Source organism: Paenarthrobacter sp. CAP02, assembly GCF_040137855.1.
Classification (GTDB): Bacteria; Actinomycetota; Actinomycetes; order Actinomycetales; family Micrococcaceae; genus Arthrobacter.
The window spans coordinates 70754-89338 of record NZ_JBEEII010000009.1 but is presented as its reverse complement, the minus strand read 5'-3'; the positions used below and the strand labels follow the sequence as shown (position 1 = coordinate 89338).

Sequence of the window (18585 nt, the reverse complement as noted above, 5' to 3'; positions counted from 1 at the left end):
GCCGCCTTGGCAATCGATGCTGGGATATCCTCGCGCCGCAGGGCTCGCAAAGAAGCGTAGGCCTCTAGCGGCAATGAGCGCCTCCTTTCACATCCGAGCCACCTTCTGGCCACGACTGTTGATCTGATATCCGGAGACTGGAGCGGAACCAATCCCGTAGTCACGGCAGCCGACGCAATGTCGTTGTCGCGTTAGAAGAATCGAAATCATCGGCAGCGTACCCGGGGAATTCGAAGCACCTGCCTGGTCAACGGATGGTGGTCTAAGGATTAGCAGGTTGCAAACAAAGGGCGATGTTGTTGTGACGTCGGGGTCCTCTCGTCACGTAGATCCAGTGTCCGCCAACTCGGGAAATCCATCTACTGGTGCAACGGACCTTAAGATAGTCGTCCGTGAAAGCGCCTCTTCCACCTCTGTCACCATGCTCCTGTTCCGCGCCGACTCCTCGACGGCGGCCAGCACCCGCTGGACCTGCAGCCCGTCATCGAACGACGGCGACGGCGCCTCGCCGGAGCGAACGGCAAGCAGGAAGTCGCGCACCTGGTGCGTGAAGGTGTGTTCCCACCCAAGAACATGTCCTTGAGGCCACCACGCCTTAACGTACGGATGCCCGGGCTCGTTCACCAGGATCCGCCGGAACCCCTGCTCGCGCACGGGAAGCGTAGCGTCCAGGAAGCCGAGCTCATTCAGGTTCTCCAAGTCGAAAGTCAGCGAGCCCAGCGACCCGTAAATCTCAATCTTCAGCGAGTTCTTCTGTCCGGTAGCCACCCGTGACGCTTCCACCGAGGCGCTTACGCCGCCGGTCAGCCCCAAAGTGGCCCACGCGGCGTCGTCCACTGTCACTTTCTCCAGCCCCGACGGACCGGGCCGTTCGGCAACAAAGGTCCGCAACGTGCCCGTCACCTCCGTGACGTTCTGCCCGGTGAGGTGCTGGACCTGGTCAATGGCATGGGAAGCAATGTCGCCAAGCGCGCCGGAGCCGGCGGTCTCCTTGCGGAGCCGCCAACTCATGGGGGCTTCGACGTCGGAAAGCCAGTCCTGCAGGTAGGCGGCACGGACGTGCCGCACGGTTCCAAGACGCCCTTCGGCAATCAGTTCGCGGGCCAATGCGAGTGCCGGGACGCGGCGGTAGTTGAACCCGACCATCGACTGCACGCCCTGTTCGCGAGCCGAAGCCGCCGCGGAAGCCATCAGCTCGGCCTCTCCCAGCGTGTTGGCCAACGGCTTCTCCACGAGCACATGCTTCCCGGCAGCCAGAGCTTCCAGAGCGATCTCCGCGTGCATCCAGCCCGGTGCGCAGATGTCCACAATGTCGATGTCGTCCCGCGCAATCACGGAACGCCAGTCCGTGGCTGACTCGGCCCAGCCATACTTGGCAGCGGCCTCGCTCACCGCCAAGGCATCCCGGCCAACCAGCACTTTCTGCTCGACGGCCGGGACGTCGAAGAAGCTGGCCACGTTCCGCCACGCGGTCGAGTGGGCCTTCCCCATGAAGGCGTAACCGATGGCAGCCACGCCCAACGGACGGCCACCAGGAAGAGGAGTGTTCATCGTCTTTAAGCCTCGAACCAGTCCCGCGCAGGGTTGGAGACCTCCGGCGCCTCCCGGAACATGCCCGGTTGCGCCACCCAACCGACCCCGTTGGCGATGACCTTCTGGATCTGCGGCTGGTGGTACACCGGGTATTCCTGGTCGCCGGGGCTGAAGTAGAAGATCCGGCCCTTGCCGCGCGAGAACGTCACGCCGGAGCGGAACACCTCTCCCCCGGTAAACGAGCTGATGAAGATCAGGTCGTCGGGCTCAGGAATGTCGAACAGTTCGCCGTACATCTCCTGCTGCGGAATCACAATCGGGCTCTCAATGCCGGCTGCGATGGGGTGTGACGGCTTGACCGTCCACACGAGTTCGCGTTCACCCTCGTTGCGCCATTTCAGCGAGCACGTGGTCCCCAGCAATCGAGTGAAGATCTTCGCGAAGTGCCCGGAGTGCAGCACCACCAGTCCCATTCCGCCGAGCACATGCCGCTGCACGCGCTCCACCACTTCCTCCGCGACTTCCCCATGGGCGATGTGCCCCCACCAGAGCAGCACGTCGGTCTGCTCCAGCACCTCTTCAGAGAGGCCGTGTTCGGGATCGGCGAGTGTCGCCGTCGTGATTTCGGAGTCCGGGTAGAAGCCGCGCAGTCCGGCGGCGATAGCGCCGTGGATTCCTTCCGGGTACATCTCGCCGATGGTTGCGGGCTCGTTACGGGCCTCGTGGACAGCTTCGTTCCAGACGACAATCTTCAATTTCGAATCAGACATTTCAGAGCACCACTTCACGTTGTTCAAGGGCGGATTTGTAGCAGGCATCAAGCACTAGGGCCCGGCTGAGGGCGAGCGAACCGTCGTGGCTTCCCCACACGGTCTCGCCGCCGCGGACGGCGGCAATGAAGTCGTCGACGACCGCCTGGTGGGCTCGCCCGGGTTCGGCCACCACTTCGAAGTCCGCGTTTTCGCCGTCCTTCTCGGTGAAGACGTGGACGTCCGCCACCGGGTTCTCGGAGGCGCCGACCGAGCGCAAGTCCGCGCCGCCGTCGGTCCCGTAAACGGTGAAGTCCATAAGGTCCCGCTCGTCGCGGTACGTGGCCCAACCGGCTTCCAGGATCAGGGTTCCGCCGCCTTCCAGCCGGATGAACGCGGAGGCGAAGTCTTCCACTTCAAACTTGTGGCTGGAGTTCGACGCCGTGTACCTCGCGTTGCCGCCGAGGCCGCGCGGGCCGAGTTCGGAATGGGTCGACGCCGAGACGGCCAGCACCTTGGGCTCACCGAGGAGGTGCAGCGAGTAGTCGAGGACGTGCACGCCGATGTCAGCAAGCGGCCCGCCGCCGGCGAGTTCGGGGTTGGTGAACCAGCTGCCCAGCATCGGAATTCCTTGGCGTCGGAGCCAAGACGCCTTGGCGTAGTACGGGCGACCCAGCGTCCCGGCGTCGATTACTTCCTTGAGCGCCTGGATGTCGCCGCGGCGGCGGTGGTTGAACGCAACGTCAAGGACGCGGCCAGCCTTGCGGGCGGCGTCCACCATCTGTTGACCCTCGACGGCGTTGCGCGCCAACGGCTTTTCGCTCAGCACGTGCAGTCCCCGCTCGAGCGAAGCAATCGCGATAGGGGCGTGCAGGAACGTTGGCACGGCGACGCTGACGGCGTCGAGGCCTTCAAGCTCGATCATGTCTTCCCAGCGGGCGAAGGTGTGGGGAATGCTGTACTCCTCCTTCATCTGGGCAAGAAGGTCAGCTTCCATTCCGGCGACGGCGACGATCTCGACGCCGTCGATGGTGCTGTACGCCTTGAGGTGCTGCTGGCCGGCCCAACCGATGCCCACAACTCCCACCTTGAGGGTTGCGGACGGGGCCTGCTGCTGAATGCTCACGTTGTTCCTGTTCTTTCTGTGGTTACTTGGGATGGCTGAAAGTGGGGTTAGCCCTTGACCGCGCCCGCGGTCATGCCGGACACAATGCGCTTCTGGCAAAGGAGCACCAGGATGACGAGCGGGACGGTGATGATCACCGATGCCGCGCTGATGGTGCCGAGGGGTTGGTCGAACTCGCTGGTGCCGCTGAAGAACGCAATCGCGACCGGCACAGGGCGGGCTTCGGGCGAGGTGGTCAACGTGACGGCCAGGAGGAATTCGTTCCAGACCGAGATGAACACCAGGATCGCTGTCGTCGCCAGGCCAGGGACCGCCAGAGGAAGGATGACCTTGCGGAAGGCGACAAACGGTGTGGCGCCATCCATGTACGCGGATTCCTCCAGCTCACGCGGGATCTCCTTGAAGAACGATGTCAGCGTGTAGATCGCCAGCGGCAACGCGAACGTCAGCTTCGGGATGATGAGGCCCAGCAAGGTGTCGTACAGGCCGATCTCGCGCCAGATGGAGAACATCGGGGCCGCGATGGCGATGGCCGGGAACGTCGTGACCGAGAGGATGAGCGTCAGGATCATCGCCTTGCGGCGCATCTTCAGCCTGGCCAGCGCGTACGCGGCGAAGGACGCGAACACCAGCGCCACGGTTGTAGTCACGACGGCGATAATCACCGAATTGCGCAAGGCCAGGAGAAACTCGGGGTTCTGGAAAACCACCAGGTAGTTCTCAAGGGTCGGCTGGCTCGGGAAGAGCTCGCCTTGGGACAGGCTCGCGCCCTTCTTAAGGGAGGTGTTGACCAGCCAGTAGAACGGGATGAGCGAGAAAGCCATGACGGCCACCACGAACACCCACACCAGGGGATGCAGTTTCGATTCCCCACGCAAGCGACGCTTTGGCGCCTTGGGGCGCGTGGCGAGTTCCGCCGTCGGGCGTTCTGCAATCAGCGTGCTCATTGTTCCTCCTTCGCGACGTCGCGGATGTTGCCGCCGGCGAAGCGGACGTAGATGACCGAGACCACCATGACGGTGAGGAAGGTCAGGATGGACAGCGCCGATCCTTCGCCCACCAGCCGGTTTTCGCGCAGTTGTGTGTAGGCGAGCATGGACATGGATTCGGTGCCGTTGGCGCCGCGGGTGAGGACGAACGGCAGGTCGAAGACGCGTAGGGCGTCCATGGTGCGGAAGATCGCGGCGAGGACGATCGCCGGACGCAACAGCGGCAGGGTGATGTTCACGAAGGTCTGCCATTTGCTGGCGCCGTCGAGTTCCGCGGCTTCGTACGTTTCGGCGGAGATGACCTGCAGGCCGGCCAGGATAATGAGCGCCGCGAACGGGGTGGTCTTCCAGACGTCGGCCATGACGATCACGGCCATCGCGTAACCGTGCTCACCGAGCCAGACCACGTCGCCGCCGGGCAGCCCCAGTGCGGAGAGGACGTTGGTGACCAGGCCCATGTTGGGCTGGAACATCGTTTGCCAGGTGATGGCGCTGACCACGGTGATGATCGCGTACGGCAGCAGAACCACGGTGCGCAGGACGGCGCGGCCCTTGAACGCGAGGTTGAGCAGGAGCGCCATGGCCGTGCCCAGGACGAGTTCCAAGCTGACCGAGAAGGCGGCGAAGATGAACGTCTGCCCGAACGCGGCCCACCACTCGTGGCTTGCGAGAGCGTTGATGTAGTTCTCCAAGCCGACAAAACGGGACAGGCCGGCGGTGCGGACGCTGTACTGGTTCAGAGAAAGCCAGATGGCGTAGCCGATGGGAACAGCCGCAACCAGCGCCATGATCACCAGCGATGGGGCGGTCATGCGGAAGGCGAGCTTGCGTTCGGCGCGGTCGCGGCCGCTTGTTTTTGCCGGCGCGTGGAGTGTTCTGATGGCCATGACTTAGAAGCTCGCCTTGGCTGCGGTGATTTCCTCGTCCATCTTCTTCACGGCGTCCTCTGTGGAGGCGGTGCCAGACAGGACTGCGTAGACGTTCTTGTAGATCGCCTGGCTGATCTGCGGGTAGACCGGCGAGATCGGGCGCGGCTTGGCACCCTTCACCGAAGCGAGGAGTTCCGTGGCGAACGGCATCTTCTGGAGAACCGCCGGGTCCGAGTAGGCGGCCTCGTTCACCGGTGCCTGGGAGTAGTCCATGGCCACGTGCTTCTGCCACTCCGGGGTGGTGGCGAAGTCGATGAACGCGACAGCCCCGGCCTGGTTGGTGGAGTGGGCCGAGATTGCGAGGTTCCAGCCGCCGAGCACGCCGGAGGCCTTGCCGCCTTCCCATGCCGGCAGCGGTGCGACGGCGAAGCTGGACGCGAGCGGCGTCGCGTTCAGCAGGCGGTACACGTGCGGCCAGTTGCGCTGGTATCCGAAGTTGCCGGACTCGTAAGCGAGGCGGGCCGGGTCCTCGTTGTAGGTGAGGACGGCGCGGTCGGCTGAGCCGTTCTTAAGGCCGTCGCTCATGAAGTTGAGGACGTCGCGGGTTTCCTTGGAGTCGATGGTGACGTTGCCCTGGTCGTCCAGGACTTCGCCGCCTGCGCTGTAGAGCATTTCGAGGAAATTCACCGTGAGGCCCTCGTACTGCTTGCCCTGGTAGACGTACCCGTTGCCGGGAGCCTTGGCGGCTTCCGCGTAGAGCTGCTGCCAGGTCTCTGGCTTGGCTACTTTGTCCTTCTGGTAGTAGATCAGTCCGGCGTTGGTGAAGAACGGCGAGGCCCAGTACTTGTCCTGGTACTTGGTGGTTTCCACAGTGGAGGGAATGAGCCGATCCTTGTTGGCTTCAACCAGCTTGGTCTGGTCCAGCAGCCAGCCCTGGGAGGCGAACTCGGAGGTCCAGATGACGTCCGTGAGGAAGAGGTCGCACTCTGTGGACTTGCCTTCGAGCCGCTGCACGATCTGCGTGCGGGCCTCGTCCGTGGTGGCGCCGATCTCGGTGTACTTGGCCGTGACCTTGCCGTTCGCCTTGGTGAACGCTTCCGCCGTGCCCTTGTAGATGCCGCTTGCGTCCTTGACGCCGCAGATGTTCACGGCACCGCTGGCATTAGCGCCCGACGCCGGATCGGCAGCTGCCGCTTGCTCGGCACCTTGGGGTGCGGCTCCCCCGCCGCACGCGCTGAGGAGGAGGGCTGCGGCTATTGCTGCTGCGGCCAGTGCTTTTCGGTTGCGGGGCGTTGCTTTGTTCTGGCTCTGGAGCGGGGAAGCAGGTCGGTTCAAGTCCACAAGTGGCTCCTTTGGTGGCTGTGGGCGATGGAGTTCAGCGCGCGTTTGGGCTGTCCCGCGTGCTGAGGGTGGCTTCTTTGCCGGTGGTTCCTGTGATTCGTGGAATCGATTCCAAATGTGTTCAAAAGAATCGGCCTTGCGGCCGTGGAATCGATTCCAAAGTAGTGTGACAGGGACCACGGAGGGCTGTCAACCCTCTTTATTTCGTGGAGTCTCGGATGACGAGTTCGTGCGGGAGGAAGGTTCTTCCCTTGCGATGTGAGCCCTCGACGGTCATCCGTTCCAAGAGCTCAGCGAAGGCAACGCGGCCCATATCGTAGGCTGGCTGGCGGACTGTGGTCAGCTCCGGGACGCACATTTCCGCTTGGGCTGAGTCGTCAAAACCTGCCACGGCGATGTCCTGTGGAACTCGGATTCCGGCATCCGTGAGTTCCCGAACGCACCCGGCGGCGACGACATCCGTTCCGCAGAAGATTGCGTCAGGAAGGTCTTTTGCTTTGAGAAGTTTTTTGGCGAGCGTGCGGCCGGCGTGGAAGCCGAAGTTGCCATCGCCGAACAGGATCCGGTCCGACTCCAAGCCCGCCTCTTCAAGCGCCTGACGGAAGCCCTCCTCACGGAGCCTGCCTGAGCGGGCCCCTCGGTGGGCGAGCATAGCCAGCTTCTTGGCGCCGGTGTAGATCAAGTGCTTGGTGATGTCGTAGGCGGCTTGGCGGTCATCGATGGACACTCCGAATGCTGCTTCGGCGTCGACGATTTCACACACCTGGACCACGCTCATCTGCTCGGCGACTGTGTTAACGTCGTCGTCCGACATTGTTGGCGAAAAAATCACCAGCCCGTCCACAGAGCCGTTGCGCAGCATGTCCACGAGCTGCTGTTCGCGATCCAAATCCCCGTCGGTGGCCGCGATGAGGCTGACGTAGCCCGAATCCGCAGCAGCGTCCCCGACGCCTCGGAAGACTTCGCTGATCACGAGGGAGTCCAGGTTCTTAGCCAAGGCCAAAACGCGCATGGTCCGGTCGCGGCGGAGGTCTCTTGCCGAGGCGAGAGGCCGGTAGCTGAGCTGGCGAATGGCCGCATTGACCTTCTCCTTGGCCGCCTCGCTTACAGCCGAACTCCCGTTCAAGACGCGCGAAACCGTCCCCACGGACACACCCGCCGTCCTGGCGACATCTTGAACTGTCGCTCGAGCCATTAGATTGTCCTTCCGCGAGCAGAGACGACCGGTCTCCAAGTCGTCAGGAATTCCTCAAGATAGCTGAAGCTTTCCTCACAATGACCAGTGTTCTATTGAGAACATCGGAATCGGCTACAACGTCCGGATAACGCAGCTGTCGAGCGCAAAAGCCAAGCACGACGCCCCAAAACTCACGTTGATTCGACCGACGAGAGCTTATCCATTGCCGCGTAGCCCCAAAAAATGGAGAGCCTGCGTGTGTTACACCAAACCTGTCCGTCCCTAGGTTTGCTTCGATTTCGGTGGCATCCGGCCAACCCGCTCCTCGCAGAGGTGAATCCGGATGAACTAACGTCGAAAGAAAAAGCGTGACCGGGTCCAAGAGGGCAGATCCGAAACAGTTACTATCGAAGTCGATCAAGACAGCTTCACTGCCGGCAATCATGATGTTAGCTACATGAAGATCCCCGTGTCGCATGCCGATCTTAGTACTGATGCGCATGCTTGGAGACGGTCTAGGAACATCATGGGACCTAAGCAACGCATCCAACTTTTCCCAGCTCAACATGGGCGAAATGAGGGCCTCCAACGTGACAGTTTCAACACGTTCCTGAACCCGATCCAGTGCTTCTGAGACCTGACCCACAAAGTCAGATGAAGACTCGATATCCTCTGCCATGTGACGGGAAAGGGAGCGAGCATTAGCTCCCGCAAGACGCAAAATCGATACATGCCCTCCCCCGATGAGTCCCGCCACACTGGCGCGAGTAGTCGCAGCAGTACTTAAGGGCAGCAGATCTTGTAGTCCAGCAAGCGATGGCAACTTTTCCGCTCGCTTAACAACGACATTTGCGACGTGCCCTTGATCCTGATGAATCTCGCAACTCCATACCTGAGCTCCGGTCAACCCTCCGGTCAACGATGTGGGACGCAAAGATACTGCATCGAACTCATAAGCTACGCGGCGAAGAAGGCGTTGGTCTCTAACGGATATGTCGCGATTGTTTGTGTCTTCGGAAATCTCAATATCATCTAGTTCCTGTAACAACCTTCCGAATTCTGCTACAAGTCTGCGGAACTCAATCGACTGATCCTTCCTAAGAACAGAGATTCTGTCGACAGGATTGGAACTGCGAATAGGGAATTGCCCACTGCCTTTCATAGCATCTTGAAATAGGCCATCACTAGTATATCCAGTAAAGACGATAACCCTTGCATCCGAATATGAACTTCGTACTTCAGACAGGAGAGCATCACCCAACTCATCGGCAGCCTGCTCGCCTATACGCATCGGCAACCGACGATCTAGAACGAATAGATCGATGAAATCCGAACTACTCTCAAGATATGAGAGTGCAGCTTCGACAGCATCAAACGGAATGACTCTAAAACCCTGTTCCGCGATAATTGCTGCTGAAATCTTCATCTGCTCGGGATCATCCTCAACGAGTACCGCAATATGCTCAGACAACTGAAATCTTTCCGCTTAGGGTGGCCGCAGCAAGACCACTACTCCCAAATATATCAAAATCTAAATCCAGACGGCTGGCGACGGTCACAATCAGAGCAACTCCATGACCCTGATGAGCAGCCTTCGTGGAAACACCAACCTGCAATATATCAGCCAATGTAAATTTTGCGCCAACAAATGGGTTAGAAATACGAACCCAAAAGCGTTCACTGGTGACACCCCATGACACATCCACGCTGGGAGAACCCTCACTCTCACGGGATGCATCGATGGCATTTTGGTAGATATTGGACATAAGCAACGTAAACAGGCTTGAGTCGGTAGAGATCTCATTCCTCTGCGGATCGATTTCTGGGCGCACACGGGGCCGACTTGCAGGATCTGGCCAACATTCGACCAGCGCATCGACCAGGCATATCCGCTGAAGATTCAAATCACCCGCCTGCTTTATCAGCGCAATGAGCCCGTCTATCCTTCGTTGCAACTTCTTTACGGCCCTGTCGGTCTCACTCTTCTCGAATTCACCTATTTCTTTGTCACCGGCGAGGCGGATCCATCCGATTGCTGGCGACAGCTCATGTCGAATCAATGCAGCGATGTCTAAGCTTGGCTCTACCACCGGCATCATAGAGGATTCAGGTTTGGAGGGCTTGGAGTCTTCCCGGCGCCTTTGTCGCGCCTCTAGAACATTATTCAAAGCCCTGCGGATCTGTGGAACCGTCTCAAATTGGAGGGCGCGCATCAAGTCCGGAGTTGGGATCTCATATGGATGCTGCTGAAGCCAATTTGCAACCTTTGCGCGTTCATTCGGCGCTTTGGATTTGAGCGCCTCAAGCTTGGAAGCATCCATCGTTATGAGCTTTCCCCATGTGTTGCATAAAACTCTGAGCGACGGGCAAATGCCTCCCGACCACCCTCCATCAGACCCGTGATCCAGTCGACGACAGAATCATCATCGAACTTTCCAGACGAGACCACTTCACCAGTCTTTCCATCACTGGCAAGGACAACAACAGTATCCGCGGATCCGAGGACCGGAATGTTGGCATTGTGTGTTGCAATGATGGTTTGAGCATTTGAACGGCGAGTTATTCCATCGACAACATGCTCAACCAGGTAGGCATTATCGAGATGGTCTTCCGGCTGATCAAGAATTAGTGTTCGGTGCTGCTCAGAAAGGATCACAGGAAGAGTGACAGAACACTTCTGCCCAGTCGACAGAGTGTCAACACTTTTTTCGACGGACCCATCGCGCAAGCGAAAGTCAACCCGATCCTGCAAGGAGACCTCGGTCAAACTGCGCAGCGTGTCTTCGCGGCTCAAGTTCTGAATAAGTCGTTCTGCTCGCTCTACGGGTATACCGGCTGCCACAGCCAGCCCATCACTGTCACAAGTCTCCACGATTTCAAGCAATTGGCGTGGCAGGATGCTCTCTGCGACCGTATCGATCAGATTCACCCTTGTGCCTGTACCTTTGAGACAGTCTTGAAGTACCTGTCGAAATTCCCCGACATCTGCCAGGTGTTCAACGACAATGACTACATTGCGGGAGATCTGACCAGTTGTAGCTCGCGCCAATTCCTCACGAATCTTATACTGTCCCTCCTCGATCGCTTCAATTTCGTCTAGAATGACTGCGCGATGCTTCCGGATTTCGTCATATCTCACTTCTGCAGCCTCAATACGTTTGTCATTCTCGACTAGCGCATCCAACTCGGTTTCCACATTTCTGAGCTGCGAAGTTATCTGACCAAGTCCGGTTTCAGCTTCTTCCAGGCTTGCTCTCAAAGGAGCGGCATCTTCCCGGAACCTGAGGTTTGCCTCGCGGGTCAGGGCATCCGCGTCCTGAATCGCCGATTTTAGGGGGCGAATCTCGTCAAGTAGCAGCTCTGAGAACACCTGCGCGGCCGAAATACTTTCCACAACTGACTGCACCCCGGGCAATGGCAGTGTCAACCGATGGAGCTCTGCCAATCGTTCCGCCTGCTGCTCCTGGGCAGCCACAATACGCGGCAGAAGCTGCTGGAGCTCCCCAAATGCTTCCAGTTCTCGGGTACTACGGATAACTAACTGCTCCTTGGCCCGTAGTGCTTCACGCCGGGCGGCCAGCTCATCGCCTCCCCCACTCAGGATGGAGGCTTCCTGGGCTCCTAGAATCTCCTTGTCCGCCAAAAGACGATCCCGTTTAGTGGACTCCTCGTTCAGGGTTTCGATTTCCAACCTGAGACGGAACAGGTCCGCGGTGAGCTCGGATGCGCCCGTACGATCGGGAATATCTGCAGCAGTACCGGTCCGAAGGTCCAGAAGATTGAGGCGACTCGCAGCGTCAGAGGCGATGCTCTCAAGTTCGTTTTGCCCAAGAACCAGAACAGAGTTTGATAGATCCGCTCTCTGACCGCCACCCTTAGCGTCGACAACAAGGTGGCGACCACCTTGCTCGGTCTCAAGGTCGACCACTATCTCCCCAAGTCCAAGGACGGCGTCAAGAAACGCCTGATGCCTTCGCGCCTGGCGCTCGTCGGCATGCTTGGCCCCAACTGCGTGCCGAATCAACTCCAGCAATGTTGTCTTACCTGCGCCGCGTGCTCCGATAATGACGTTCAAGCCCTCGCTGAATGTGACGTCGAGACCGTTCAGGAAGCCACCTGTTACCCGCATACGAGATATCCACACAGTCAGACGAGCCCTTTCAGTCCAAACCCGCCGGACTAGCAGGTCTAATCACACATGACCTCCACAATAGTTGACTTATCTTCGATGTCGTTGTCTAGGCGCCGCTACTTCCCCCACCCCCCGAAGAATGCGGCGGGGCCACCTCCTGCGGCGTAGGGAGCTCGGGCACAGGTTCGCACCCAAGGTCGGATCGTATAAGCGCGGTTCGTTGGTATCCCAAACCCCCACCTCCCCACCCACCCCCTTGACTCACACCCTCACCTTGCCTAAACTTTTCATAAAGCAGAATCTAAATTCCACAAAGCGGAAACTGAAGCCAAACACCAAGGCAGCAGCCAAACCACGGAAGATAGATCCAAGCCCCTCCTCGGAAGGACCTACGATGACGTACACAGTGAACTGCTCCATCCTCCTGACGGAGCTGCCCTTGCTCGAGCGCCCCGCCGCCGCGAAGGCAGCCGGTTTTGACGCCGTCGAGTTCTGGTGGCCCTTCGCCACTTCGGTTCCCACCGACAAAGAGACAATCGAGTTTGAAACAGCCATCAAGGACGCCGGCGTTCAGCTCACGGGCCTGAACTTCAACGCTGGCAACATGCCCGGCGGCGACCGCGGCCTGGTTTCCTGGAAGGGACGTTGCTCCGAGTTCAAGGACAACATCGACGTCGTAGCAGGCATCGGTGAGCGCCTCGGCTGCAAGGCCTTCAACGCCCTCTACGGCAACCGCCAGGACGAGTTCACCCCTGAAGAGCAGGACGAACTCGCGGTCAAGAACCTCGCCGCAGCAGCTGAAGGCGTCGCCCGCATCGGCGGCACCGTCCTCCTCGAACCGGTCAGCGGCGCACCCAAGTACCCGCTCCTCACCGCCGAAGACGCACTCAAGGTCATCGCCCGCGTCAAGGCAGAATCCGGCGCACAGAACATCAAGCTCCTCGCCGACTTCTACCACCTGGCAGTCAACGGCGACGACGTCGAATCCGTCATCGAGAACCACGCCAAGGACTTCGGCCACATCCAGATCGCCGACAACCCCGGCCGCGGCGCCCCCGGCACCGGGACCCTCCCCCTCGGCGAGTGGATCGCCCGCAGCCGCGAACTCGGCTACGACGGCTACATCGGCCTCGAGTACAAGGAGCCGCAGGAAACGGCCTTCAGCTGGGCCATCCGCCAGCGCGCCAACGCCAACTGATTACGACGGCGGCACTCACCAAAACAGCGGCGCTCACCAAATAGCCCGCACGAGTTAAAACACAGACTTTCAGAAAGAGAAGCACAATGAGCAACGTTGCAGTCATCGGACTCGGAATCATGGGCCTCCCCATGGCCATCAACCTCGTCAAGGCCGGCCACACGGTCACCGGTTTCAACCGCAGCCAGGACAAGATCGACAAGCTCGTCTCCGAGGGCGGCCAGGGTGCCACGAGCATCGCGGAAGCAGTCAAGGACGCCGACGTCGTCATCACCATGGTCCCGGACTCCCCCGACGTTGAGGGTGTAGTCAGCGGCAAGGACGGCGTCTTCGCCAACGCGAAAAAGGGCACCATCTGGATCGACGCCTCCAGCATCCGCCCGGACGTCGCCAAGCGCCTCTCGGATGACGCCGTAGCAGCAGGCATCCGCCCGCTCGACGCTCCCGTATCCGGTGGTGAGCAGGGCGCCATCGACGCCGTCCTGTCCATCATGGTCGGCGGCGAAGCGGCTGACTTCGAGGCAGCACAGGACGTCCTCAACGCAGTGGGCAAAACCATCGTCCACGTCGGCCCGTCCGGCTCCGGCCAGACCGTCAAGGCAGCCAACCAGCTGATCGTGGCCGTCAACATTCAGGTCCTCGGCGAGGCCATCGCCTTCCTCGAGGCCTACGGCGTAGACACCGACGCAGCACTGAAGGTCCTGGGCGGCGGTTTGGCCGGCTCCAAGGTCCTCGACCAGAAGGGTCAGAAGATGCTCGACCGCAACTTCGACCCCGGCTTCCGCCTGGCCCTCCACCACAAGGACCTCGGCATCGTCACCTCCGCAGCCCGCGAAGCCAACGTCGCTGTCCCGCTCGGCGCAGTCGTCGCCCAGCTCGTCGCCGCAACCGTCAACCAGGGCGACGGCGGCCTCGACCACTCGGGCCTCTTCAAACAGGTCCTCCAGCTCAGCGGCCGGAAGTAAGCACCCGCCCAAAGGCACCAAGCAACACAAGTAGGGAACCCGCCGTCGTACTTAAACGACGGCGGCTCCCTCACCACACCCAAAAACACCACAGACTTCGCCCGAAAGGGCAAAAAACAAGGAGTACACCATGGCAAAGATGCGCACCGTTGATGCGGCCGTAGCCATCCTGGAAAAGGAAGGCGCAACCGAAGCTTTCGGTCTGCCCGGCGCAGCGATCAACCCCTTCTACTCAGCAATGCGTGCCCACGGCGGCATCCGCCACACGCTGGCCCGCCACGTTGAAGGCGCCAGCCACATGGCTGACGGCTACAGCCGCGCAGCTGATGGCAACATCGGCATCTGCATCGGCACGTCGGGCCCTGCTGGCACGGACATGATCACCGGACTGTACGCAGCCCAGGCAGACTCGATCCCCATGCTCTGCATCACCGGCCAGGCACCCGTTGCCAAGCTGCACAAGGAAGACTTTCAGGCCGTGGACATCGAGTCCATCGCCAAGCCGTTGACCAAGTTCGCCATGACCATCCTGGAGCCGGGCCAGGTTCCGGGCGCGTTCCAGAAGGCGTTCCAGCTGATGCGTTCGGGTCGTCCGGGCCCGGTTCTGCTGGACCTGCCCATCGACGTTCAGATGGCCGAGATCGAGTTCGACATCGACGCCTACGAGCCCCTGCCCATCGAGAAGCCCAAGGCTTCCCGCAAGCAGCTGGAAAAGGCTTTGGACCTGCTGACCGCCGCCAAGCACCCGCTGATCGTTGCCGGTGGCGGCATCATCAACGCCGGCGCTTCCGCTCAGCTGGTTGAGCTGGCCGAGATCCTGAACGTTCCCGTGATCCCCACGCTGATGGGCTGGGGCGCCATCCCGGACGACCACCAGCTGATGGCCGGCATGGTTGGCCTGCAGACCTCGCACCGCTACGGCAACGAGACGTTCCTGCAGAGCGACTTCGTGATCGGTATCGGCAACCGTTGGGCCAACCGCCACACCGGCGGCCTGGACACATACACGGCCGGCCGTAAGTTCGTGCACATCGACATTGAGCCGACGCAGATCGGTCGCGTTTTCTCGCCGGACTTGGGCATTGCGTCCGACGCCGGTGCGGCGCTGGACGGTCTGTTGGAGCTGGCCCGCGAACGCCAGGGAGCAAAGACCCTGCCGGACTACTCGGGTTGGGTTGCCGAGTGCCAGGAGCGCAAGGGCTCCCTGCAGCGCAAGACCAACTTCGACAACGTGCCCATCAAGCCGCAGCGCGTGTACCAGGAAATGAACAAGGCCTTCGGCCGCGACACCACCTACGTGTCCACCATTGGCCTGTCGCAGATCGCCGGCGCTCAGATGCTGCACGTGTTTGGTGCCCGCAAGTGGATCAACGCAGGCCAGGCCGGCCCGCTGGGTTGGACCGCTCCCGCTGCCTTGGGTGTTGTACGCGGCACCCCGGACGCCACCGTTGTTGCCCTGTCCGGTGACTACGACTTCCAGTTCATGATCGAGGAACTGGCCGTAGGCGCACAGTTCAACCTGCCGTACATCCACGTTGTGGTGAACAACAGCTACCTGGGCCTGATCCGTCAGAGCCAGCGCGGCTTCAACATGGAACAGAACGTTTCCCTGGCCTTCGAGAACATCAACAGCCCGGAGACAAACGGCTACGGCGTCGACCACATCAAGGTTGCCGAAGGCTTGGGCGTCAAGGCCATCCGCGTTGAGGACCCGAACGACCTGCCTGCCGCTTTCGACAAGGCCAAGGCACTGATGGGCGAGTTCAAGGTTCCCGTGGTGGTTGAAGTGATCCTGGAAAAGATCACCAACATCTCCATGGGCGTTGAGATCAACGGCGTGAACGAGTTCGAAGAGCTGGCAGAGACCGCGGCGGACGCACCCACCGCGATCCTGACCAAAGCGTAAGTAAGTAAAGAAGGGAGGCACCGGAATGCGTGTTGTCATCGCCCCGGACAAATTCAAGGGCTCGCTGTCCGCGCCCGACGTCGCCAAGCACCTGGCAACAGGCCTGCAGGCGGGGTTCGGCCAAGGCATTGAAGCAACACGCATTCCGGTGGCCGACGGCGGCGAAGGAACCATCGACGCCGCCATCGGCTCCGGCTTCACCCGGCGGACCACCACGGTTACGGGCCCGCTTGGCGAACCCGTCAAAGCGGACTTCGCCATCAAGGACCAGGAAGCTGTCATCGAAATGGCGGCAGCTTCCGGCCTGGCTCTCCTCCCGGAGGGCCCCAGCAGCGAAACGGCCAAGAAGGCCAACAGCATCGGCACGGGTGAACTCATCCGCGCCGCGCTGGACCTCGGATGCCGCAAGATCATCCTGGGTGTCGGCGGCAGCGCCAACACCGACGCCGGCGCAGGCGTCCTGCGGGGCCTCGGCGCCGTCTTCCTGGACAAGAACGGCAACGAGCTCCCCGGCGGCGGTGCCGCTCTCGCGGACATCGACAGCATCGACTTCTCCAACTTCGACGTCCGCATCGAGGCAACAGAGTTCGTGTTGGCGTCCGACGTCGACAATCCCCTTTTGGGGGCCAGCGGAGCCCCAGCCATCTTCGGTCCGCAAAAGGGCGCGACGCCGGACGACGTCGCCGAACTGGACGCCGCAGCAAGCCACTTCGTCGACGTGCTCGCAGCAACAACCGGGCAGCACGCCAAGTACGCTGCCAAGGCAGAGGGCGCAGGAGCAGCAGGCGGCGTTGGCTACATTGCCATCGCGGCACTGAAGGCAGAGCGGCGGCCAGGCATCGACGTCGTGCTTGAATTCACTGAACTCGAGCGCAGGCTCAAGGGCGCAGACCTGGTGATCACCGGAGAAGGCAGCCTGGACGAGCAAAGCCTGCTCGGCAAGACGCCCATGGGTGTTTCGCGGGCGGCACAGAGGGCCGGGGTTCCCGTGATCGCCGTGTGCGGCCGGAGTACCCTGAGCCGGGAACAACTCACGGACGCCGGCTTCCATACGGTCCATGCACTGACCGATCTGGAAAAAGATGTCCAAAAATGTATCGCTGAAGCAGGTCCGTTGCTTGAACAATTAGGTAAGCACATAGGCGTGTACCTGGCGGAACGGACCGAAAACAAGGAGTACCTCAATGTCTGAAGCAATCGGCGCCTATGACCTCGTTATCCGGGGCCAGCGCATCCTGACCACCGCCGGTATCGCAGCCCGCGAAGTTGGCATCCGCGATGGCATCATCGTGGCCATCGAACCGCTGGGCAACGGCCTGACGGGCAACGAGGTCATCGAACTCGCAGACGACGAAACCCTCATCCCCGGCCTGGTGGACACCCACGTCCACGTCAACGAACCCGGCCGCACCGAGTGGGAAGGCTTCGCCTCCGCCACCCGTGCCGCAGCTGCCGGTGGCGTGACCACCATCATCGACATGCCGCTCAACAGCATCCCGCCCACCACCACCGTGGACGGCCTGGAGCAGAAGCGCGTCGTCGCCAAGGACCAGGCGTTCGTGGACGTCGGATTCTGGGGCGGTGCCATCCCGGGCAACAAGGGCGACCTCCGTCCGCTGCACGACGAAGGTGTTTTCGGCTTCAAGTGCTTCCTCCTGCACTCCGGCGTGGACGAGTTCCCGCACCTCGATGCAGATGAGATGGAAGAGGACATGGCTGAGCTCAAGTCCTTCGACTCCCTCATGATCGTGCACGCCGAGGACTCCCACGCGATCGACCGTGCCCCGCACCCGGGCGGCGACCACTACGAAACCTTCCTGGCATCCCGCCCCCGCGGCGCCGAGAACAAGGCCATCGCCGAGGTCATCGAACGCGCCCGCTGGACCGGCGCCCGCGCCCACATCCTGCACCTCTCCTCCTCCGACGCACTGCCCATGATCGCTTCGGCAAAGCGCGACGGCGTCAACCTCACCGTTGAGACGTGCCCGCACTACCTGACGCTCATGGCCGAAGAAATCCCCGACGGCGCCACGGCCTACAAGTGCTGCCCGCCCATCCGCGAGGCCTCCAACCGCGAGCTCCTTTGGAAGGGCCTGCAGGATGGCACCATCGACTGCATCGTCTCGGACCACTCGCCCTCCACACTGGACCTCAAGGACCTGGAGAACGGTGACTTCGCTGTGGCGTGGGGCGGCGTTTCCTCACTGCAGCTGGGCCTGTCCCTGATCTGGACCGAAGCCCGCCACCGCGGCATCCCGCTGGAACAGGTTGTCTCGTGGATGGCTGAGAAGCCCGCCGCCCTGGCCCGCCTGCACAACAAGGGCCAGCTCGCACTGGGCTACGACGCCGACTTCTCCATCTTCGCCCCGGACGAAGCCTTCGTCGTGGACGTCACCAAGCTCAAGCACAAGAACCCGATCACGCCGTACGACGGCCGTCCCCTGGCCGGCGTCGTCCGCAAGACCTACCTGCGCGGCACCCCGATCGACGGCCAGAACCCCGGCGGCAAGCTGCTCCGCCGCGGCAACGTTTAGGTCCACCGTCATGGCAGTCAATGCCTACGGGCCACCGCCGTCCCGCGGCACCGCCTCGCGCGGTGC

15 protein-coding genes are annotated in these 18585 nt (G+C 61.2%); 5 read left to right on the top strand and 10 right to left on the bottom strand.

Going from position 1 to position 18585, the window contains the following annotated elements; all coding sequences use genetic code 11:
* Positions 1–321 precede the first annotated feature (321 nt).
* The 10 genes from ABHM97_RS16060 to ABHM97_RS16015 form a co-directional block, all read right to left on the bottom strand.
* Positions 322–1551 (bottom strand): Gfo/Idh/MocA family protein, encoded by a 1230-nt coding sequence (locus ABHM97_RS16060; protein WP_349471463.1) that lies wholly within the window; start codon positions 1549–1551, stop codon positions 322–324.
* 5 nt (positions 1552–1556) lie between these two features.
* The gene (locus ABHM97_RS16055; protein WP_349471462.1) at positions 1557–2303 is read right to left on the bottom strand and encodes a ThuA domain-containing protein; all 747 of its coding nucleotides are present in this window, start codon (positions 2301–2303) and stop codon (positions 1557–1559) included.
* Position 2304: 1 nt separating this feature from the next.
* The gene (locus tag ABHM97_RS16050; protein ID WP_349471461.1) at positions 2305–3408 is read right to left on the bottom strand and encodes a Gfo/Idh/MocA family protein; all 1104 of its coding nucleotides are present in this window, start codon (positions 3406–3408) and stop codon (positions 2305–2307) included.
* Positions 3409–3455: 47 nt separating this feature from the next.
* Complete coding sequence (locus tag ABHM97_RS16045) at positions 3456–4355, bottom strand: carbohydrate ABC transporter permease (RefSeq protein ID WP_349471460.1); 900 nt, start codon at positions 4353–4355, stop codon at positions 3456–3458.
* A complete protein-coding gene (locus tag ABHM97_RS16040; RefSeq protein WP_349471459.1) occupies positions 4352–5284 on the bottom strand; it encodes a carbohydrate ABC transporter permease in 933 nt (310 codons plus the stop codon). Before ABHM97_RS16040 ends, ABHM97_RS16045 begins: the two co-directional genes overlap by 4 nt.
* Positions 5285–5287: 3 nt before the next feature.
* Complete coding sequence (locus ABHM97_RS16035) at positions 5288–6607, bottom strand: ABC transporter substrate-binding protein (protein WP_349471458.1); 1320 nt, start codon at positions 6605–6607, stop codon at positions 5288–5290.
* A gap of 199 nt (positions 6608–6806) precedes the next feature.
* The gene (locus ABHM97_RS16030; RefSeq protein WP_349471457.1) at positions 6807–7802 is read right to left on the bottom strand and encodes a LacI family DNA-binding transcriptional regulator; all 996 of its coding nucleotides are present in this window, start codon (positions 7800–7802) and stop codon (positions 6807–6809) included.
* 43 nt (positions 7803–7845) lie between these two features.
* Complete coding sequence (locus ABHM97_RS16025) at positions 7846–9255, bottom strand: response regulator (RefSeq protein WP_349471456.1); 1410 nt, start codon at positions 9253–9255, stop codon at positions 7846–7848.
* Complete coding sequence (locus tag ABHM97_RS16020; protein WP_349471455.1) at positions 9248–10105, bottom strand: ATP-binding protein; 858 nt, start codon at positions 10103–10105, stop codon at positions 9248–9250. Before ABHM97_RS16020 ends, ABHM97_RS16025 begins: the two co-directional genes overlap by 8 nt.
* A gap of 2 nt (positions 10106–10107) precedes the next feature.
* Positions 10108–11913: an AAA family ATPase gene (locus ABHM97_RS16015; RefSeq protein ID WP_349471454.1), complete on the bottom strand. Its 1806-nt coding sequence runs from the start codon at positions 11911–11913 to the stop codon at positions 10108–10110.
* 397 nt (positions 11914–12310) lie between these two features.
* Between ABHM97_RS16015 and ABHM97_RS16010 the strand changes: the two genes are divergently transcribed.
* From ABHM97_RS16010 to allB, 5 genes are all read left to right on the top strand, one after another.
* The gene (locus ABHM97_RS16010; RefSeq protein WP_349471453.1) at positions 12311–13114 is read left to right on the top strand and encodes a hydroxypyruvate isomerase family protein; all 804 of its coding nucleotides are present in this window, start codon (positions 12311–12313) and stop codon (positions 13112–13114) included.
* An 86-nt stretch (positions 13115–13200) separates the two neighbouring features.
* Complete coding sequence (locus ABHM97_RS16005) at positions 13201–14079, top strand: 2-hydroxy-3-oxopropionate reductase (RefSeq protein WP_349471452.1); 879 nt, start codon at positions 13201–13203, stop codon at positions 14077–14079.
* Positions 14080–14209: 130 nt separating this feature from the next.
* Positions 14210–15985 carry a glyoxylate carboligase gene (gene gcl, locus ABHM97_RS16000; protein WP_349471451.1) on the top strand — a complete coding sequence of 592 codons (1776 nt, stop codon included), beginning with the start codon at positions 14210–14212 and terminating at the stop codon, positions 15983–15985.
* Positions 15986–16010: 25 nt separating this feature from the next.
* Positions 16011–17177 carry a glycerate kinase gene (locus ABHM97_RS15995; protein ID WP_349471450.1) on the top strand — a complete coding sequence of 389 codons (1167 nt, stop codon included), beginning with the start codon at positions 16011–16013 and terminating at the stop codon, positions 17175–17177.
* Complete coding sequence (gene allB / locus ABHM97_RS15990; RefSeq protein WP_079582128.1) at positions 17170–18519, top strand: allantoinase AllB; 1350 nt, start codon at positions 17170–17172, stop codon at positions 18517–18519. The genes ABHM97_RS15995 and allB overlap by 8 nt, the downstream gene beginning before the upstream one ends.
* The last annotated feature ends 66 nt before the right edge of the window (positions 18520–18585 follow it).

Coding starts and splice junctions, on each gene's coding strand:
- ABHM97_RS16060 (WP_349471463.1), bottom strand. CDS start 1,551: ATGAACACTCCTCTTCCTGGTGGCCGTCCGTTGGGCGTGGCTGCCATC.
- ABHM97_RS16055 (WP_349471462.1), bottom strand. CDS start 2,303: ATGTCTGATTCGAAATTGAAGATTGTCGTCTGGAACGAAGCTGTCCAC.
- ABHM97_RS16045 (WP_349471460.1), bottom strand. CDS start 4,355: ATGAGCACGCTGATTGCAGAACGCCCGACGGCGGAACTCGCCACGCGC.
- ABHM97_RS16040 (WP_349471459.1), bottom strand. CDS start 5,284: ATGGCCATCAGAACACTCCACGCGCCGGCAAAAACAAGCGGCCGCGAC.
- ABHM97_RS16030 (WP_349471457.1), bottom strand. CDS start 7,802: ATGGCTCGAGCGACAGTTCAAGATGTCGCCAGGACGGCGGGTGTGTCC.
- ABHM97_RS16020 (WP_349471455.1), bottom strand. CDS start 10,105: ATGGATGCTTCCAAGCTTGAGGCGCTCAAATCCAAAGCGCCGAATGAA.
- ABHM97_RS16015 (WP_349471454.1), bottom strand. CDS start 11,913: ATGCGGGTAACAGGTGGCTTCCTGAACGGTCTCGACGTCACATTCAGC.
- ABHM97_RS16010 (WP_349471453.1), top strand. CDS start 12,311: ATGACGTACACAGTGAACTGCTCCATCCTCCTGACGGAGCTGCCCTTG.
- ABHM97_RS16005 (WP_349471452.1), top strand. CDS start 13,201: ATGAGCAACGTTGCAGTCATCGGACTCGGAATCATGGGCCTCCCCATG.
- gcl (WP_349471451.1), top strand. CDS start 14,210: ATGGCAAAGATGCGCACCGTTGATGCGGCCGTAGCCATCCTGGAAAAG.
- ABHM97_RS15995 (WP_349471450.1), top strand. CDS start 16,011: ATGCGTGTTGTCATCGCCCCGGACAAATTCAAGGGCTCGCTGTCCGCG.
- allB (WP_079582128.1), top strand. CDS start 17,170: ATGTCTGAAGCAATCGGCGCCTATGACCTCGTTATCCGGGGCCAGCGC.